We start from the raw sequence: 20,961 nt of genomic DNA, 5'->3' as shown, positions 1-20,961 counted from the left end.
AGATCAGATTGTCCTGTAGGGACAAAACAGGCAGGCATTTGAAGTGCGGCCTTAATAACTTTAACAGCATTGGAGGGGATTATAAGGATGTTTTAAACCATAATGAAAGTTAATAACAGAAGTTTTAGCATTTTCAACAATATGGTTTTGGTTTGGAACCAGTCAACTTCTAATTAGGGAAGTTCACTGTTATCGTGCGAAGTGAGATACAAACCTGCCCACAAGCGGCAAAGCAATCCCCTTATTATAAGCAGCAAACTGAATTCGAGGTGCGAAATCAATTTGTGCCCCGAGATTGGGGATTATTTCGTCGTACCCCCTCATAATGACGGTGCAGAAAAAGATTTCCTCAACCGCGACCAGTGAACGGTAAATAAGTAAACTGTAAACTTACTTAACTGATGATCCTCTTACCACAAGCTCTGTTTTCAATACTTTGGTTACGGAAGTGATCACTTCATCATCTTTGGCTTCGATAGCTTCAATGAGCAGGCGGGCGGCTTCCTGCCCCATTTCAAAGCCGGGCTGAGCTACTGTGGTGATAGTAGGTTCAGTTAATGCTGTAAACCTCCAGTTACTAAAACCTACGATGCCAATATCTGAGGGAACTTTCAATCCATGCTCTTTAATTGTGATCATAGCTCCCAGGGCAGCAATATCATTATTGGCAAAAATGGCATCGGGTCTTTCATCAAGGTTTAGCAAGCGTTCGGTGAGTTCTTTGGCTACATTTTCATCATCGGAGGCATTTTCAGGGAGTATCAGGCTTTCGTCTATGGGCAGTCCGTGCTCCTGTAAGGCTTTTTTATAACCATCAAGGCGTTGCCTGAACATATGCAGACTATGAGGCCCTGCCAGGTGGGCTATTCTTTTATAGCCCTGTTCTATCAAATGTTTTGTAGCGCGGTATCCACCATCAAAATCATCTACAACCACCTTGCTGCAATCTATAGAATCGCACACGCGATCATAAAATACCATAGGTATTCCCCGGTTGTGCAGGAACTCCAAATGAGCATAGTCAGTAGTTTCCCGTGACATAGACACTAATATACCATCCACACGATTGTTAAACAGGGCTTTTGTGTCCATCACCTCACGGTCATAAGACTCGTTGCTTTGTGCTACCATTACGCTGTAGCCTGCCGCATAAGCAATATCCTCAATACCACTGATAATAGTAGAAAAAAAGAAATGTACAACCTGAGGTATTACCACACCTATAGTATTGCTTTTGCTGCTACGCAGACTAAGAGCTATACTATTAGGTTGATAATTGAGTTTTTCTGCCAGTTCTCTTACCTGTTTTTTAGTTTTTGGGCTGATATCGGGGTGATCCTTCAATGCCCTGGAAACAGTAGAAGGTGAAATATCCAGTTCTCGGGCAATGTCTTTAATAGTAATTTGATTACTCTTCATTATATATCCTTTTACGCGGCGTTGGTATGGGGCAGAAAACACTTCTTCTACCTTATTAATAGAAGGATTATACGCCTTAACTTATTCAACTAATCTCAATGCTACCATTTTTAGACCAAACTTCCAAGAGCCTCTTTCTGAGCCAGTCATATTGTAAAAATTCAAATTTCCGATCACCTCTTAGAAAAGGTCAATTATATGAGAGGCGTTATAATTAATCATTCAATGCAAACGTTTGCGGCGACGTTTTCGGTAAAATACGACCATTTTTATTAGGAAAAGTGCCTTCTAAATGATTATTATTGGTAATAGACATACGAGTCTTACCCCATATTTATTGTCAAAAAGTACTCATAGTCAGGGGTAAAAGTGTGTCATATTGATAACCAGTAATAGTATGTGACATGAAATAATACAAATTTTATTCTTTTTTAAATCTAACCCCCTATGAAGAAAATTTTACTACTATTTTCGTTTATGTTGGTCAGCTACGGTAGCTTGCTGGCACAACGAACAGTGACCGGTAAGGTCACCGATCCCAGCGATGGATCTCCATTACCAGGTGTTAATATTTTAGAAAAAGGTACCAGCAATGGTACAGTTACAGACATCGATGGTAACTATTCCTTATCAGTCGGCGATGACGCCACACTTATCTTTTCCTTTATCGGATATAAAAATCAGGAAGTAGCCATTGGCTCCCGGAACGTTGTGGATGTAGCCCTTGAAGGCGATGTTACTCAACTTTCAGAGGTTGTGGTTATTGGTTATGGTACTGTTAAAAAATCTGATGCTACGGGAGCTGTTGCTGTTGTGGATGAGGAGGAATTTAACAAAGGTTTCCAGACTTCACCTGAGCAACTGATCCAGGGACGTGTTTCTGGTGTGCAGGTTGTTAGCAATAGTGGAGAGCCTGGAGCCGCAACAAGTATTAGAATACGTGGTGCGTCATCTATTCGCGCCGGAAATGATCCGTTGATAGTACTGGATGGAGTGCCTTTGGATGGTAGGGATATCAGCGCCGGTGCTGATGTTGGTGCCGGCCGTGTAAGTGCAAGGAACCCTCTTAACTTTATCAATCCAAACGATATTGCTTCTATTAACATACTTAAAGATGCTTCTGCAACAGCCATTTATGGTTCTCGTGGTGCCAATGGTGTAGTAATTATTACTACCAAGCAAGGGAAAAAAGGAAAGCCTGAGCTTACTTATTCAGCCTCTTTTAGCTCCAGCAGCATACCAGAGAACCGAAAGTACGATTTATTGTCTGCCAGCGAGTTTGTAAGTGAAGTGCCTAACACTAACCTTCATTATGGCGCAGATGTAGATGCTTTTGATGAAATTACCAGAACAGCCTTTACTCAGGACCACAACCTTTCTTACGGTGGTACTACTGAGAGTGGAGGTAGCTATCGTATTTCATTAGGTGTGCAGGATCAGGAAGGTGTTATAAAAAGCACCGGACTGGAGAAATACTCAGGAACTGTTAACATTGGACAAAGTGTTCTTGATGAAAGGGTTAAGCTTCAAGGTAGTCTGATCGCCAGTTTTGTGGGTGATGAAGGTGCTGCATTAGCGGATAACGTCGGGGCAGAAGGAGACATGCTGATCTCTGCTTTAAGATGGAACCCCACAAGGCCTTTCAGAGATGCCAATGGTGAATTAATTCAACCCAGTGATAATGAGCGTAACCCTTTGGCGTTCCTTGAATATTATGATGATGAAACCGAAACGACACGTATTTTCGGAAACATTTCAGCTACAGTTAATATTATCGAAGGCCTGGACTATAAGATTAACTTTGGTATAGACAGGTCTGAATCCGAAAGACGAGTTGCAGTGTCAAGGGCTTTAAATGCCAACTTTGCCTCTGGAAGTGGTGGTATAGGTAACATCGAGAATATAAAAGCCTCTTCCCGTTTGATTGAGCATACCTTGAACTTTACAAGAGATCTTAACGACGATTTGAATATAAATGCGCTGGTAGGGTACTCTTATCAGAAGTTTATAAGAAGAGGAAGCAATCAGCGTGGAGTAGGTTTCTTAGTTGACAATCAGTCGCTATATACTAATAATTTAAATTTTGCCAGTAGTTTTCCTGCGAATCAGAATGAATCATTTACAAATCCTGATGATGAATTGCAGTCATACTTTGGCCGGGTTAACTTAAGTATTTTTGATAAATTCCTGGTTACAGCAACTTTCCGTGCCGATGGCTCAAGCAGATTTGGAGAAGACAATAAATACGGGTATTTCCCTTCGGCGGCAGTAGCCTGGCGTTTGGCCGATGAAGCATTTGTTCCGGAGTTATTCACCGATTTGAAGCTTAGGCTGGGTTGGGGTATCACCGGAAACCAGGAATTTCCTTCCGGTTCGGCTCAGGATCAGTACAAGCCTCTTGATGACGGATCAGGAATTCAGCAAACTATTGTTGGTAACCCGGGGTTGACCTGGGAGGAGACTACTCAATATAACTTTGGTATTGATTTTGGCTTCTTTGATAACAGGCTTACAGGTTCAATTGACTACTATCAGAAAGAGACTGAAGATTTGTTGTTCAGGCTGAGAGTAGCCCAACAGGCTCCTGATGTTTTTGTATGGAGAAATTTGAATGGCGTTACGGTTAATAACTCAGGTATAGACTTTAACCTTGATGCAGTTGCAGTTGATAAACAGGATCTTTCAGTTGATGTTGGTTTTAATATAAGCTTCTTTAACAACGAGATTAAAAACGTGTCAGGGATCTTCCCTGATGGTATTATTACCGGTGAAATTAATGGCCAGGGTTTGAGTAACCAGAGAGCACAACTTCTATATGACAACCAGGAATTGTACGCTTTTTACCTGCCCGTATTTACCGGATATGATGAAAATGGGTTATCTACTTTTGAAGACTTAAATGGAGATGGTGAAAATACTGCCAGTGGTATTGTAGGGCCAGGCAATGGAGACAGAAAATTTGTAGGGTCTCCTAACCCGGATATGACATTAGGTTTCAGGTCTTCAGTGAGCTATAAAAAATTTGATGCCAGTATATATTTCAATGGAGCTTTTGGGCATCAGGTTTTTGACAACACAGCTTTGGCACTTTTTAGCAGAGCAGCGCTCAATGGAGGAGCTAATGTAGATGAAAGGGTATTATCTTCTGAGCAGGGTGGTGGAGACTCTCCGGTACCTTCCACACAGTTTTTAGAGGATGCAGATTTCTTAAGGTTGACTAATTTAACCTTAGGCTACACGTTTGGTTCTGGTGACATAGCACCATGGGTACAGTCTTTAAGGCTGTTTGTTACCGGGCAGAATTTATTTGTTCTAACAGGGTATGACGGGTTTGACCCGGAAGTAAACGTCAATAAGTCTATTGACGAAGTTCCTTCCTTTGGGATTGACTACGCAGCTTACCCTAGAGCTCGCACATTTACAGTGGGTTTAAGAGTTCAATTTTAGTTAGATCATGAAAACGTTAATTACTATGAAAAATTTATTTTCCTATATTTTAATAATTACCCTTCTCTTCACCTTTGGGTGTAGCGATTTGGAAGAAGAGCTCAATGATGGTATTGCCGAAGGAGCTGATTCTGACGTAGACCTTGAGCAACTTTTGAATGGAGCATATGGTAACTTACGGGACCTGCAAAGCCAGGATAACCTGCTGGTTGTAACACAGCACCCTACTGATGAAATGGCTGGGCCTACCAGGGGCCGTGACTGGGATGATGCTGGTATATGGCGCGTATTGCACCGCCATTCATGGACAACCGCTCACGCGTATATTAACAACGTGTGGAGGACTACCAACAGAAATGCATATAACGCCCAACAGGTACTGTGTAACGGAGCAACAGGTTCGGTTGCCGCCCAGGCCACTTTCTTACGCGTATATAACGACTTTCTTGTACTGGATAATTTTGGTAAAATACCCAGAAGAGCATGTAATGAAAACCTTTTAAATCCGCCCACACAGCTTTTAACAAGGGCTGAAGCACCTGCGGTGCTTATCGCAGAACTTGAGGCGGTTTTAAATGATTTGCCGACCGCTACTGGTTCGCCAGCCCTGGCGACACAAAATGCTGCCCGTGCTTTGCTTGCCAAGCTTTATTTGAATAAAGCAGTATATGAAGCCACAGATCCAGATGGAGGCGCTCAGGAAGGCCCCTATAATTTTGCTGCGGCCGATATGACCAAGGTAGTAGAATATGTAGATGCTATAACAGGTCGTTCCCTTGACGTAAATTATTTTGATAACTTTATTCCAGACAATGGAAACGCATCAGAAGAATTAATATTTGTTTCTGAAAATACCAGTGGTGCCGCTGCCGGTAATGCCAGGGCCTACTGGTTCATGACTTTGCATTATAATCAGAATCCAAGTGGCTGGAATGGTTTTGTGGCTTTGAGTGATCTGTACAACAGGTTTGAGCCAGGAGATCAGAGATTGTATACCGAACTGCCGTACCTTGCAGCTAGTGGAAGTGGTTTAAATGCAGGGTTGTTGGTTGGGCAGCAGTACAATGCTGCCGGACAGCCTCTTAAAGACAGAGCAGGTAATCCCCTGGTGTTTACTGAAGATTTTAATTTGTTAGAAACCGGTCCTAACCTGGAGGTGACAGGAATACGAGCTATCAAATATCCACCTGACTTTACTACAGAAGGAGATGCTCCTGACAATGATTATGTTATTTTAAGATACGCCGATGCATTGCTGATGAAAGCGGAGGCAATCTTAAGGGGAGGAACCTCCAGTGAAACGGCCCTGGATATAGTTAACCAGGTGAGAACAATTCGCGGAGCTACACCTCTGGCATCGCTTTCTGAGCAGGATCTGCTTGATGAAAGAAGCAGAGAGCTATACTGGGAAGGCTGGAGAAGAAACGATCAGATCCGCTTCAATAGTTTCCTCGGTACATGGCAGGAAAAGCCTTCACCATCGGATAAAACAAGACTATTGTTCCCGATACCTTCGGAGGCAATCTCTACAAACCCAGAATTGGAACAAAACCCGGGTTATTAATTAAAGAAATGTATTTCCCCAAAGGCCATCCCTAGCTGGGTGGCCTTTTTTTTGAAAAAATCCTTAACTTAAGGGATAGCATACTGTGCTATTACAGTTTTGGATCTATTCTTTAGAACTTATGAGATTATCTATCAACCTAATCTTATGCTCTGTTATTATATCCTCTCTTCTGGCTTGCCAATCTTCGGAAGCCGATCAGCCATGGGTATTTGAGAAAGTAAATAAAGAGCACACAGGAATTGACTTTGTTAACAACGTTCAGAATACAAAGGACTTCAACATTTTCCTCTACCGCAATTTTTATAATGGAGGCGGAGTAGCCATTGGAGACATCAACAACGATGGCTTGCAGGATGTCTATTTTACCAGTAACATGGGCGAAAACAAGCTTTATCTCAACAAAGGAGATTTAAAGTTTGAAGACATTACCTCTAAAGCCGGTGTAGCCAGTGCGGATAAATGGAGTACAGGTGTAGTACTTGTTGACATAAATGCTGACGGCCTTCTGGACATCTATGTATGTAACGCAGGATACAGGAAAGGCAGTGATCAGAAGAATGAATTATTCATCAATAACGGAGACCTAACCTTCTCGGAAAAGGCGACAGAGTATGGTCTTGATGAGAATGGTTACACCACACACGCGGCCTTTTTCGATTACGACAAGGACGGCGATCTTGACGTCTATATCCTCAATAACAGTTTTATGCCGGTTAACACGCTTAACTATAGCAACAAGCGTGAATTGCCTGCTGACCAGTGGCCCGTGAAGGATTTTCTAAAAGGCGGAGGAGATAAATTCCTTAAAAACGAAGGAGGAAAGTTCGTAGACATAACCCATGAAGCCGGAATATATAACAGTCTCATAGGTTTTGGACTGGGTATAACCGTAGGTGATGTGAATGGAGATAACTGGGAAGATATTTATGTGTCCAATGATTTTTTCGAGCGTGATTACCTATATCTTAATCAGCAGGACGGCACATTTAAAGAGCGCATTAAAGACCAGATGGGACACATCAGTGCCTTTTCCATGGGAGCAGATATGGCGGACATCAATAACGACAGCAAGCCTGATATTTTTGTTACCGACATGCTTCCCGACAATGATCAAAGGCTAAAATCAACTTCATCTTTCGAACCCTACAGTGTTTATGAACTCAAACTAGACCGGGACTTTTATCATCAATACATGCAGAACACCCTGCAATTGAATAATGGAAACAACAGTTTTAGCGAAGTTGCTTACTACAGCGGTGTTTCGTCATCAGACTGGAGCTGGGGAGCACTTTTGTTTGACATCAACAACGACGGGTATCGTGATATCTATGTTTGCAATGGGATCTATCATGATGTCACCGACCAGGATTTTATAGACTTTTTTGCCAATGATATGATCCAGAAAATGGCCTTGGCAGGTGGTAAAGATGATATCAACAGCATCATTAGCAAGATGCCTTCCAATCCGATAAAGAATAAAGTGTTCATAAATAACAAAGACCTGCAGTTTGACGACATCTCTGAGCATGCAGAAAATATACCTTCTTTCTCAAACGGTGCGGCCTATGGAGACCTGGACAATGACGGAGATCTTGACCTTGTGATCAATAATGTGAACCAGGAAGCCTTTGTTTTTAAAAACAATACGCAGGAAACCACGGGCAACCATTACCTGAAAGTTCAGTTGAAGGGTTCAGGTACTAATAGCCATGCCATTGGATCAAAACTAACCCTGTACCATAAGGAAGGCACGATCAGTTCAGAGCTGATTCCATCACGGGGGTTCCAGTCATCTGTTGACTACAACGTCATATTTGGGCTGGGCAGTGTGGATAAGGTAGATTCATTGCAAGTGGTTTGGCCTGATCAAAGCGTTTCTGTTGTTTCACCATCTGCTATCGATACGCTATTGACTATCACGCAGGCTGGGGCAGTGAAATTGCCAGACTATACGCCTGTAGCCAGTAAGACTGCTACCTGGATACAAGTAGATTCATCCGGTTTTGAAGGACACCATGAAGACGATTTTGTGGATTTTTACAAAGAAGGTCTCGTGATAAGGATGCTTAGCCGTGAAGGACCCAAAACAGCAGTTGCCGATGTCAATGGTGATGGCCTTGAAGATGCATTTATTTGCGGAGCATACAAGCAGGCCGGTCAACTTTATATTCAGGGCACAGATGGCCTTGTACGCTCAGAACAGCCTGAAATTGAAAAGGCAGCTTATTTTGAAGATACTGAGGCCCGGTTTTTTGATGCTGACGGTGATGGTGATCAGGACCTGTTTGTAGGCTCCGGAGGTAATCATGATTATCAGGGGGCTGTGGCCATGCAGGATCGTCTTTACCTTAATGACGGCAAAGGTAATTTTAAATTATTTGGAGAGGCCTTTCCAAATAATGGCTACAACACCGCTGTAGCTGTACCTTTGGATTTTGATGCCGATGGCGATCTTGACTTGTTTGTAGGTAGCCGTAGTGTCCCTGGAAATTATGGGGTTTCACCGAGAAGCTACCTTTACCAAAATGATGGAGGGGGCAGGTTTGCCGATGTTACGGCTGAAAAGGCCGCTTTGCTTAAGAACGTTGGAATGATCACCGATGCCACCCTCACCGATATCAATGGAAATGGTAAGCAGGAGTTGGTTATAGTAGGAGAGTGGATGTCCCCGATAGTTCTTGAAATAACGGGAGGAGACCTAAAAGAGATTACTACAGGTGTGGAGGGCTACAGCGGTTGGTGGAATTCCGTAGCAACAGCGGATATTGATAACGATGGCGACCAGGACCTGATCCTCGGGAACCGGGGAGAGAACTTCTATTTTTCAGGTACTTTTGATGCCCCTGCCAAGCTATGGGTTCACGATTTTGATGATAACGGTACCGTAGATAAAATCCTCACCCGCAGCCTTAACGGCAGGGACGTAAGTATCCACCTGAAGAAGGAACTGACCCAACAGATTGCCAGCCTGAAGAAACAAAATTTAAAACATTCCCAGTTTGCAGATAAATCCATTCAGGAACTTTTTGCCGCAGATGTTTTACAAAAGGCAACGGTGAGGCAAGGCACATGGTTTAAATCATCCGTAGCGCTTAATGACGGAAAAGGTAAATTTACAATGGTTCCGCTACCGGCCAAAACCCAACTCTCCAGTGTGAATAGCATTTACACCACAGATATCAATAAAGATGGTTACATAGATCTGATCCTGGGAGGTAATAATTCGGCTTTTCTGCCTCAGTTTTCTAAACTTGACGCCAGCTACGGGCAAGTGCTTATCAATAATGGGGAAGGCAGTTTTAGAGTTGTGGACAGCTCCGAATCAGGCTTTTTTGTCAAAGGAGACATCCGCCAATTTTCAGCGATCAGCATAGGAGAGACGGAGCAAATACTCGTAATGCGAAATAATGATAAACCTGTAGTACTTAAACTAAATAAACCAGTAAACCAGAAATAGTGATGTTGAGAGTTTTTACGATTCTGAGTACGATGGCTGTATTGTGCTTCTTTACAGGGTGTGAGCAGGAAGATCCGGTACAGTATCAGTTTGAGTTACTGAGAAAAGATGTTACCGGCCTGGACTTTGAAAACAAGTTGGAACAGACCAATGAATTCAATGTGTTCAGCTATATGTATTTTTTTAATGGGGCAGGAGTAGGCGTTGGGGATTTCAATAACGATGGCCTGGCTGATCTGTATTTTGCCAGCAACCAGGGTGCAAATAAGCTGTTTCTCAATCAGGGAAATTTGAAATTTGAAGATATCACCTCCAAAGCCGGTGTTGACGGAGCAGGAGGCTGGTCCACAGGGGTGTCGGTGATTGATATCAATGGGGATGGCCTGCTGGATATTTATGTCAACCAGGTGGGTGATTTCAGGGCGCTGAAAGGAAGGAACCTGCTTTATATCAACAAAGGTAGTAACAACGGCTACCCTGTTTTTGAAGAGCAGGCAGAGCAATACGGCCTCGATTTTGTAGGTTTTGCCACCCAGACGGCGTTCTTTGATTATGACCTGGATGGCGATCTGGATATCTACCAACTCAACCATTCGGTACACGAAAACGGCACCTTTGGAGAGCGGGAATCATTTATTGGTAAGACTCACCCAACCTCAGGAGATAAGCTTTATAAGAATGACAATGGTAAATATACAGATGTAACAGAAGCCTCCGGGATCCATAGCCTGGTCATAGGTTATGGCCTAGGCATCACTACTGGTGACCTGAACGGAGACGGCTTGCCGGACATATATATTGGTAACGATTTTCATGAAAATGACTACCTCTACCTGAACCAGGGAGATGGCACGTTTAGCGAAGTACTTAACAGCCAGATCATGCACACCAGCCGGTTCTCCATGGGAGTAGACATGGCTGATATAAACAATGACGGGCACAATGATATATTTTCCCTCGACATGCAGCCCTATGATCCTAAAATACTGAAAAGCTCCCTGGGTGAAGACGATTATGCCATTTATGAATTTAAACTGAAATATGGCTATCAGGCACAGTTCGCGCGAAATAACCTTCAACTCAACAATGGAGATGGTACGTTCAGCGAAATCGGTATGTTTTCTGGAGTACATGCTACTGACTGGTCCTGGGCATCTTTGTTTATGGATTTTGACCATGACGGATACAAGGACCTGTTTGTGAGCAACGGTATTCCCCGGCGCATGAACGATATCGATTATGTGAACTATAGGGAAAACAATGAAAATCACCGCTGGAAAACACAGGCTAACCGGATAGATAAAGAAGACCTGGTGTTGATTGATAAAATACCCCAGATCAAGTTACCTAACAAATTCCTTAAGAACGATGGAAACCTGAAGTTTACAGACCTGGAGGAAAACATTAAAAACAATGCCGATACCTATTCCAATGGAGCTGCATATGCCGATCTGGATAATGATGGAGACCTGGATGTAATCGTTAATAATATCGACGATGAGCCCTTTGTTTATAAAAACTTAGCGATTGAAAATAGAGGAGGTGATAATCACTACCTGCGGTTAAAGTTCAAAGGAGAAGGTAAAAATACCTTTGGTATTGGTGTGAAAACCATAGTGTATAAAGGCAGGGAAAAACTGGTTTACGAGAACTTTCCCGTCCGGGGATTTCAATCTTCCATGGAGCCGGTTAGTCATATAGGTATAGGAGATACTTCGCTTGTAGACTCTGTTTTGGTAGTCTGGCCCGATGGCGGCTATGAAAATGTTACAGGCCTGAAATACGATAAAGTGCATATTGTCAATTACAAAAGTGACCTTCCAAAATACCATGTCAGACCCGCAAAGGAAGAGCAGGTGCAGTTTGTTGATATTACAGAGCAGACCAATATGATTTTTCAGCATAAGGAAAATCCCTTTGTTGAATTTGACAGAGAGCGTCTGATCCCATTTATGGTTTCTACAGAAGGGCCGGCACTGGCAGTTGGAGACATCAATGGAGATGGTCTGGAGGATGTGTTTTTTGGCTCATCCAAGCGCAACGAAAGTACGGTTTACCTGCAGCAAAAAGATGGAACATTCCTTGAGAAAACACCGGAAATAATTAAAAACGATAATGTTTTCGAGGATGTGGATGCCGTTTTTGTAGATGTAGACAACGATGGCGATCTCGATTTGGCAGTAGCTTCCGGAGGAAATGAATATTGGGGTGAATCAGAGTACCTTCAACAGCGCATTTATATCAATCAGGGAGGTGGAAGCTTTGATCATAAGATCACCCTGGAAGGCGCCTATTTGACAGCATCATGCGTTTTGCCTGCCGATATCAATAATGATGGCCTTGTGGACCTGTTTTTTGGAGGCCGGGCTGTACCAAACAATTACGGGAAGATCCCTAAATCCTATTTGTTTTTGAATAAGGGTAATGGCCAGTTTACAGATGTCACTTCACAATACACAGAGGGCCTGTCCGATGTCGGCCTGGTCAAAAATGGGGAGTGGGCTGATATAGACCTTGATGGAGATCCGGATTTAGTACTGGCCCTGGAATGGGGGGCAGTTACTTTGTTTATAAATGACGGAGATAAATTAAAGAAGCAGGCAGTGAGCAAACATACCGGCTGGTGGAAATTTGTGTCGGCCAGAGATTATGATGGTGATGGTGATGTGGACATTATAGCAGGTAATACAGGTCAAAATGCTCGTTTTAAGCCAACATTCGATGAGCCTTTAAGCCTGTATATTCAGGATTTTGATAATAATGGGCAAGTAGATCAGGTGATGACCTATTACCTGGATGGCCGTGAAATACCATTCGCCAATTATTTTGAACTTACCAAGCAGATGCCTTTCCTTAAAAAGAAGTACCTGTATGCACAGGATTTTGCGGTAGCCTCCATATCCGAATTATTTGGAGCAGATAAAGTTGCCGAAGCTGAACTCTTGCAGGTAAACACCCTTGAAAATGCTTATTTTGAAAATACCGGTAATTTAAATTTCAAACTGAGGCCGTTACCTTCAAACCTTCAGTTTTCAACCATAAATACGGCCTCAGCAGTAGGCATTACTGAGGACAGCCAGGATGTAATACTGGCAGGCAATTTTTATGATAATAACGTAGAGATGGGACGGTACGATGCCAGTTACGGCAGCCTCCTGTCCATTGATAAAAACGGGAAATTTGCGACAAGCAATCTTGGTAATTTAAAGATTAAGGGACAAGTGAGAAAAATTGAACCCATTGTAATAGCAGGAGAAACCTCCTACATATTTGCCAGGAATAACCAGTCAGCCATTGTCGTTAAACCCATGAAAGTAAACCAGCTTTTAGTAGAGAAATGAAATATATTATACACATTACATGCATACTTTTCTGTACGGCGTCTTTTGGACAATCCCCTGAAAAATCACCGTGGCACATTGTAGCCAAAGACATCGATCCTAATAATTACTATGGGGTTACAGTAGCCAATGGTATGGTCGGCATAGTTTCCTCTCCCGAGCCCATGAAAGTCTCGGATGTGGTGCTTAATGGAGTTTATGACTACTATCAGAGAGGCAGGGTTTCCAATATCCTCAAAACCTTCAACCATGTAAACATGAATCTCGATGTAGATGGCAGAAGAGTAACTGCCGGAGGTATAAGTAACTACCGTCAGGTATTGGATATGAAAAAAGCTGCACTGACCACTACTTTTGATGTAGGTGATAAGGTAAGTGTGGAGCATACCATGATGTCGTTAAGGCATTTGCCATATACCGCACTGACAGTGGTTAAAATCAAAGCCAAAAAAGCGGTTGAAGTAGTGCCTATGAGCGTAATAGAAGCGCCAAACCATTTGGTTGATGTGAGAAATTACTACAGCGAAATAGACCGCCCACATGTGAAAGTACCCTTGCTTACTGCCGTAGCACAAAGTCCTTCCGGCAAGCACAAAGTGGCTGCCAGCAACAGCTTTATCTTTCCTGATAAACATGGTCAGGAACCTGATCTTATCCATGAAGACTGGGACTACAACATGCACCTGGCAAAATTCTATAAAAAGCTGAAAGCCGGTGAATCGTATGAATTTTCAATTGTCTCCTCAGCCGTTTCCAGTGAGCACTACGAAGACCCTCACAATGAAGCAGAAAGGCTAACCATCTTCGCTATGCTGGAAGGAAAAGAAAGGTTGTTGAGGCGTCATGAGGCAGCCTGGGAAGAGCTTTGGCAAAGCGACATAGTTATTGAAGGAGAGCTGCAAGTACAAAAAGATGTACGTTCGGCACTTTATCATTTATATTCCTTTGCCCGAGAAGGTACTGCCTATAGCCTGTCACCAATGGGCTTATCAGGTTTGGGCTACAATGGCCATGTATTTTGGGATACCGAAATGTGGATGTACCCTCCTTTATTGATGTTGCAGCCCGAAATTGCCAAATCTTTACTCGAGTACAGGTTTCGGAGGCTGGATGCTGCCAGGCAAAATGCCTTCGCCCATGGGTATGATGGAGCCATGTATCCGTGGGAGTCATCTGATGACGGTTCGGAAGATACACCTGTCTGGGCTTTGACAGGTCCCTTTCAGCATCATATCAGTGGCGATGTTGGCTGGGCTTTCTGGAAATACTACCAGGTTACCCGTGACAAGGAGTGGCTTAGGACAAGGGGCTATCCCGTGCTGAAAGAAGTTGCTGATTTCTGGACCAGCAGAGTAGAAAGAAACGGGCCGGGTCAATATGACATTAAAAATGTGATAGGGGCGAATGAGTGGCAGGAAAATATTGATAACAATGCCTTTACCAATGGTATGGCCAAAGTGACCCTCAGGTATGCAACGGAGGCTGCAAAAGCCCTTGGAATCCAACCTGACCCGGACTGGATGCATGTGGCAGAGAATATCCCTCTTTTGCAGTTTCCCGATGGGACTACAAAGGAAAATGCAACTTACAATGGTGAAACGATAAAGCAGGCCGATGTTAATTTGCTGGCCTTTCCGCTTGATGTAATTACGGATGAAGCACAGATAAGAAAGGATTTGAAGTACTATGAGCCGAGAATGGCCGCTGACGGACCGGCAATGGGACAGTCCGTGCTGGCAGCGCTTTATGCCAGGCTGGGGGATATGGATAAAGCCTATGAGCTTTTTCTGAAAAGCTACAGGCCGAATGAAGTACCTCCATTTGGTGTTATTTCAGAGACAGCAGGAGGTACTAACCCTTACTTTGCCACCGGCGCCGGAGGCATGCTTCAGGCAGTACTTTCCGGATTTGGCGGTTTGGAAATAACTGATAAAGGTATAGAGCAGAAGGATAAGCACGTACCTAAACAATGGAAATCCCTGGAAATAAAAGGGTGGAAGTAAAGATCAATCAATGGTTCAAGTCTTTAGCGCAGCGGTGACTTGGATCTTACACTAAACGAAGTCTTCAGACTTCAGCTAAGATTTAAAATAAAGAAGTTATGTTTAAAAAGTATTTTTTGGTCTTAATGATGATCGTGGCAGTTTCCTGTCGCGATTCGAAGCAGGATGTATCTATTGAAGCAGACAAGCTTCACGATTCTATGCAGTTGCTTAGTGATGTTATCGTCCATGATATCTTTTCGCCACCCGTTGCCAGCCGGATCTATGCCTATACAAGCATAACGGCGTATGAAATTTTAGCCCAAAATGATTCGAGCTATCAATCATTGGCAGGCCAGCTCAATGGCCTGGAAAGCATACCGGAGCCCACAGCGGTAGTTGACTTTGATGTAGCCGCTATTGAAGGTTTTTTGCTGGCGTCCCGGAAGCTGATCTTTTCAGAAGACAAAATAGAGGAATACCGTCAGCAATGGCATAAGGAACTGCTTGATATGGGGCTTGATCAGACCATTTATGACAACTCATTAGCCTACGCCCAGCAGGTAACAGATCATATCTTTAAATGGGCTGATAAAGATAACTATAAAGAAACACGTACCTTTCAGAAGTATTCCCTCAGCGATGACCCTGATAAGTGGCAGCCGACGCCACCGGCTTATATTGAGGCTATAGAACCTCATTGGAACAAAATCAGGCCGTTCATTATCGATTCAGCCTCTCAGTTTAAGCCCGAGCCTCCAACGGCGTATGATATGACCGAAGGAAGCCCGTTTTACAAAGAGGCATATGAAGTCTACGAAACAGGAAAAAAGCTCGATGCCGAACAAAGGGAAATTGCCAGCTTCTGGGATTGTAACCCTTATGTGATGAATGTACACGGACACGTGATGTTTGCCACCAAGAAGATAACCCCGGGAGGCCACTGGATAGGTATAGCAAAGATAGCCAGTCAGGTATCTCAGGCTGATCTGATGAAAAGCTCACAGGCCTATGCACTTACCTCTATTGCCCTTGCTGATGGGTTCATCAGTTGCTGGGACGAGAAATACAGAAGTAACCTGGTACGCCCCGAAACCGTGATCAACAAATTCATTGATGAGGACTGGGCCCCTTTGCTGCAAACCCCGCCTTTTCCCGAATACTCCAGCGGCCATAGTGTTATCTCAGGAGCTGCAGGCGTAGCGCTAACCTCCATTTATGGAGAGCCTTTCCATTTTACTGACAGCACTGAGGCCAGATACGGGCTGGCAGTCAGAGAATTTGATTCATTTACAGAGGCTTCCGACGAAGCTGCGATCAGCAGGCTTTACGGAGGCATTCACTATATGCCGGCCATCAGAAATGGAGTGAAGCAGGGTAGGGCATTGGGCAGGTTTATTGTGCAAAATATTCAAATGACCAAATCCGAAGAAAAAACCAAAGTGACGGCCAGCAAATAAGGCCCGACCATATCTAAACAAGACCAATATGAAACAAATCCCCTATTTGTATAAGGCAATAATTGTCTCGTTGGCCGTTTTGTCTGCGTGTAATCAGACAGTAGAACAGAAGAGCGAGCAATTTGATTTTTATCAGTCCCCATTCTTTAAAGAAGTGCAGCTTTCCGGCATTTTTCCCGACTCCAAAACCTTTGTGGATTGTACTCCGAAGCAGCCTCTGAGTGAGATCAATAATTTGTACGAGACAAAGAAGGGGGAAGAAGGGTTCGTGTTGAGAGACTTTGTATTGCAACATTTCGAATTACCTGTAACCCCTGTAACCGGTTTTAAGTCAGATACCTCCAAAACTGTTGTGGAGCATTGCACTGACCTCTGGCCTGTACTAACCCGTCAGCCCGATGAATACGACCCGTTATCATCTTTGATACCGCTGCCGGAGCCTTACATTGTGCCAGGCGGACGTTTCAGGGAGATCTACTACTGGGATAGTTACTTTACCATGGAAGGATTGGTGGAGTCTGGCCAGGCAGAGATGGCAGTGAATATGGTTGATAATTTTTCCTTTCTTATCGACTCCATCGGCTTTATTCCCAATGGAAACAGAAACTACTATTTAGGAAGGTCTCAACCTCCTTTTTACTCGCTGATGGTTGATCTTGTGGCATCAGGGCAGCGTGAGCAGTTCATGGGTTATCTGCCTCAGTTACTGGCAGAGTACAACTTCTGGATGAATGGAGCAGATAGCCTGACGAGCAATTCCCCTGCACATCAAAGAGTGGTTCTAATGCCCGATGGGAGCTTTCTGAACCGGTATTGGGATAACTATGCCTTGCCGAGACCGGAATCATTCAAACCGGACTACGAACTTGTTCATGAAAACAATCTCCCCGTCGAAACCACCTATCGCCACCTGAGAGCCGGGGCAGAGTCAGGATGGGACTACAGCAGCCGGTGGTTTGAAGACCACAAATCGCTTAAAACCATTCATACGACAGACATCATTCCAGTCGACCTTAATGCCTTACTGTACCACCTCGAATTGAAGATTGCCCAGGGATACAACTGGAAAGGTGATTTGCAGAATGCTGACCTGTTTCTAAACAAAGCCGAAAAAAGAAAGCAGGCCATCAACAAATACCTATGGGATGAAGCCGATCAGTTTTATGTGGATTATGACTTTGTGAAAGGTCGGAAAACGGGAGTATTGTCACTTGCAGGTGCCTATCCACTTTTCTTTAGGCTGGCTACAAAAGCCCAGGCCAAACCTGTGGCAGAACGACTACTGTCTGACTTTCTAAAGCCCGGAGGTTTTGTAACTACACTCAATGAAACAGGCCAGCAATGGGATGCCCCCAATGGCTGGGCACCTCTGCAGTGGATCACAATCAACGGGCTGTATTACTATGGCTATGGTGATGAAGGAAATGATGCAGCAGAAAGGTGGCTGAACAGAAACCAGGAAGTTTACAAAGCCACAGGCAAGATGATGGAAAAATACAATGTACTGGACACCATGTTGCTGGCAGGAGGAGGAGAGTACCCATTACAGGACGGCTTCGGCTGGACCAACGGAGTGGCCATAGCCCTGCAAAAAATACTTGCTGAGAGAGATACTGTCAATGCCATGAAATCTATGGAGCCTGTGGAGGCGAATTGATGTTGATTTAATGGCAGGAAAAAGGCTGTACCAAATCCTCAGGTACAGCCATTCTCTTTTTTATTGGATTAATTTTGCAGCCATTCATCCCTTTATAAAGGAGGCAAAATTGTCCAGTTATAAGTGTCCCTTAATTCGGTAAGTTTAGCCACAGAAGAGGCAGAAGGTGGCCCTATAGGATCCCCAGAATCAGCTACCCAATCTGAGCCATAAAAGAACTGCCCATCCATCTCATTATTTAAAACAGCATTCTGATGTATTTTATTAATGATGTCATCAATATTGGCAGTATTCAATTGGGTAGAGCCATTGATCAGGAAATATTTGATAAAGTTCACATCGGGCAATATGAGTTCTTTCATTTGAGGAATAGCAGCCATGTTGACAAAATTGAGCTTTTCACATTGGCTGAGATCAACTACTTCCGGGCCTCGCGTGAGACCAAAAATAATGGATTCTAATCCTGTGAGCCCGGTAAGGTCTATTTCGTCAATCATGCCGTCACCGTAATAAGAGTAAAATTCTGTTATCATGTGTATGTCACCGGTAATAGTGATAGGGTGGTTGCCCTCCGAAGCATAAGTATGCCTGATTTCTGAGGTGCTGGCGTCGTTATTTAAGGTATGGTTCATAGAAGTGCCATCACCAAAATCTATGGAAATAAGGCCGGAATCACCTTTCAGGGACATGCTGAACACGTTGCTGGCGGCAAAGTTTATATATGCCAGCAAGGTGAATGACCTTTGCAACGTTACTTCGAGCAACAAGTTGTCCAGTGAGTCGGTGAGCTGACGGTAATTAAACTCTTTAACATACGTAGCATAACCTGTTTTTTGTATTTCAATAGTATAGTCAGCATCTACTTCGCCAGGAAACGAAATGAGGGTTATCTTCGAACTGAGTGAGAAACCCTTGATCTTCTCGCCATTGTGATAAATAGAGCCATATGCATTAGTAGGTAAAGCCGGATCATCTGATGCAAATGCTGCTACACGGAGGGGGTTGACTACCTGCCCCGTAAAAGATGCATAGCCAAAATCCCGGGGAGAATAAGGTGTAGCTTTTAATACCTGGAGGTTATGATGAAATACATCATCTTTTCCGATATAAAATTGATGCGGTAGTGGTTTGGAAACTGCTTTTTCAAAAGCTGAGCCTGCTTTAGGTACAGCATATACTACTTTATTTGATGCACTCACTAAAAGGAAATCTGTAATTATATGAGTTCCTTTTGGTAGTGCCACAGCTTTTGCTACATAGCTGTCTCCCATTTTATACAGCTCAATTTTTTCCATATCCAAATGGGGTTCTCCACCTGCAAGAGGTATTACATTGATAACAAGGTGTGTGGGTTCTTCAATATCATCCAGGGTTCTCCCATTGATATCGGAAGCACTTAAGGTGCCGGAAAACTGAACATTGACCAGCTCTACTGGTTGCGCGTGCTCTTCATCATCACATGATGACAACAATATGCCTAATACCAAGGCAGTCATTAAAGTTAAAATTCTGGAGGTTTTCATAAGGTAGGTTGGTTAGGTGAATTGTGAATTTTATGTGTTTAATTATAAATTAACAAAATAATAATCCTTTGTATTATTTGTAATTAAATATAATCTTACACTTGAAAGGTTTGAGCCTCTCCATAAACAATTCCCAACTCCGAACCCACCGGACGACTGTATCAGGTAAACGGGTATTTGGTGCTTAGTAATTAGAAAAACAGGTAAACAGTGAACACAGTAAACTGTAAACGAATCAACAAACCGAAGTCCCGAAAGATGTAGTGTAACTGCCCCCGGGTTCAAGACTGATTATGCCCATTTTGTTATTGAGTGCATCAACATTACATGTCATAGGCTCAATGGCGATGCAGTTTCTGCCGGGAGTGTACAGTTGCAGATAGGGGATAGTGTCTACATCTCTCCATATGGTCAGGCAAGCCAGGCCATTTTGCAGGTGAGCTATGTTGCGGTCGTTGCATTTTAGCACAAAGCAATCGTCAAGTTGAATTTCATCAACCTCCTTAAAAGTAGAGAGGGCCGAGTAGCTTTTTACATTTCCTGATGGAAGCGCCCTTTCATTCAGCTCCACCTGGTCTACTTCACTTACTTTAAGCTGCACACCAGACCATTCAGGAAAAGTAAAGTAAGGGTGCCATCCCAGTCCAAAAGGCATATGTGTTGCAGAGGTATTTTGAATGTTTATGCTTACTTCAAAATCAGATTGGCTGTTGATTTTATACGTCACGCTGAACCTGAAAGTGAATGGATAGTACTTTAGCGGGGTAGCCTGGTTAAGCACAAGCCGCACTTCTGCATGCTCAACGGTAGTATTAATATATTCCACCTCAAAAGGAAGGTCCGCAATAAAACCATGAATAGCGTTGTGCCTTACCCTTTCATTGAGAGGGAAGCTATAGGTAACACCGTTTTCAATGAAAGTACCGTCTTTGAGGCGGTTAGGGAAGGGGAAAAGCAAGGCGCTTTTATAGTAGGTATCATTAAATATATCTTCCTCAGAAGAAAAACCATCAATAACCTCAATACCGGAAACAGAGCCGGAGGAAATCTTAAGACTATTCAGGCGGGCACCAAATTCGGGTATTACCTCCAGCCCTATATTTTTTTC

Annotated in this window: 10 protein-coding genes; 7 read left to right on the top strand and 3 right to left on the bottom strand. The window is 43.4% G+C overall.

The genetic code is table 11. The features are described from left to right. Window positions 1–390: 390 nt before the first annotated feature. A complete protein-coding gene (locus E1163_RS28335; protein WP_155176824.1) occupies window positions 391–1,419 on the bottom strand; it encodes a LacI family DNA-binding transcriptional regulator in 1,029 nt (342 codons plus the stop codon). Window positions 1,420–1,866: 447 nt separating this feature from the next. Between E1163_RS28335 and E1163_RS28330 the strand changes: the two genes are divergently transcribed. From E1163_RS28330 to treF, 7 genes are all read left to right on the top strand, one after another. Next, window positions 1,867–4,866: a SusC/RagA family TonB-linked outer membrane protein gene (locus tag E1163_RS28330; RefSeq protein ID WP_155176822.1), complete on the top strand. Its 3,000-nt coding sequence runs from the start codon at window positions 1,867–1,869 to the stop codon at window positions 4,864–4,866. A 25-nt stretch (window positions 4,867–4,891) separates the two neighbouring features. After that, complete coding sequence (locus E1163_RS28325; protein ID WP_185156241.1) at window positions 4,892–6,430, top strand: RagB/SusD family nutrient uptake outer membrane protein; 1,539 nt, start codon at window positions 4,892–4,894, stop codon at window positions 6,428–6,430. A gap of 121 nt (window positions 6,431–6,551) precedes the next feature. Beyond that, window positions 6,552–9,890 carry a VCBS repeat-containing protein gene (locus tag E1163_RS28320; RefSeq protein ID WP_155176818.1) on the top strand — a complete coding sequence of 1,113 codons (3,339 nt, stop codon included), beginning with the start codon at window positions 6,552–6,554 and terminating at the stop codon, window positions 9,888–9,890. Between the two features lie 2 nt (window positions 9,891–9,892). After that, window positions 9,893–13,231 carry a VCBS repeat-containing protein gene (locus E1163_RS28315; protein ID WP_155176816.1) on the top strand — a complete coding sequence of 1,113 codons (3,339 nt, stop codon included), beginning with the start codon at window positions 9,893–9,895 and terminating at the stop codon, window positions 13,229–13,231. Continuing rightward, complete coding sequence (locus tag E1163_RS28310; protein WP_155176814.1) at window positions 13,228–15,234, top strand: kojibiose hydrolase; 2,007 nt, start codon at window positions 13,228–13,230, stop codon at window positions 15,232–15,234. The genes E1163_RS28315 and E1163_RS28310 overlap by 4 nt, the downstream gene beginning before the upstream one ends. Before the next feature lie 98 nt (window positions 15,235–15,332). Then, window positions 15,333–16,673, top strand: coding sequence for a vanadium-dependent haloperoxidase (locus tag E1163_RS28305; protein ID WP_155176812.1), 1,341 nt, complete (start codon window positions 15,333–15,335; stop codon window positions 16,671–16,673). 28 nt (window positions 16,674–16,701) lie between these two features. Then, the gene (treF, locus tag E1163_RS28300; RefSeq protein ID WP_155176810.1) at window positions 16,702–18,330 is read left to right on the top strand and encodes an alpha,alpha-trehalase TreF; all 1,629 of its coding nucleotides are present in this window, start codon (window positions 16,702–16,704) and stop codon (window positions 18,328–18,330) included. 92 nt (window positions 18,331–18,422) lie between these two features. Here the strand turns inward: treF and E1163_RS28295 are convergent, their stop codons facing one another. After that, a complete protein-coding gene (locus tag E1163_RS28295; protein WP_155176808.1) occupies window positions 18,423–19,853 on the bottom strand; it encodes a hypothetical protein in 1,431 nt (476 codons plus the stop codon). Between the two features lie 235 nt (window positions 19,854–20,088). Next, the coding region (locus tag E1163_RS28290) for an aldose 1-epimerase (RefSeq protein WP_155176806.1) at window positions 20,089–20,961 on the bottom strand (873 nt) is incomplete at its 5' end.

Source organism: Fulvivirga kasyanovii (assembly GCF_009711405.1).
GTDB classification, from domain to species: domain Bacteria; phylum Bacteroidota; class Bacteroidia; order Cytophagales; family Cyclobacteriaceae; genus Fulvivirga; species Fulvivirga kasyanovii.
Note: the sequence above shows the minus strand (reverse complement) of the source record. Positions and strands in the feature narration are given on the sequence as shown.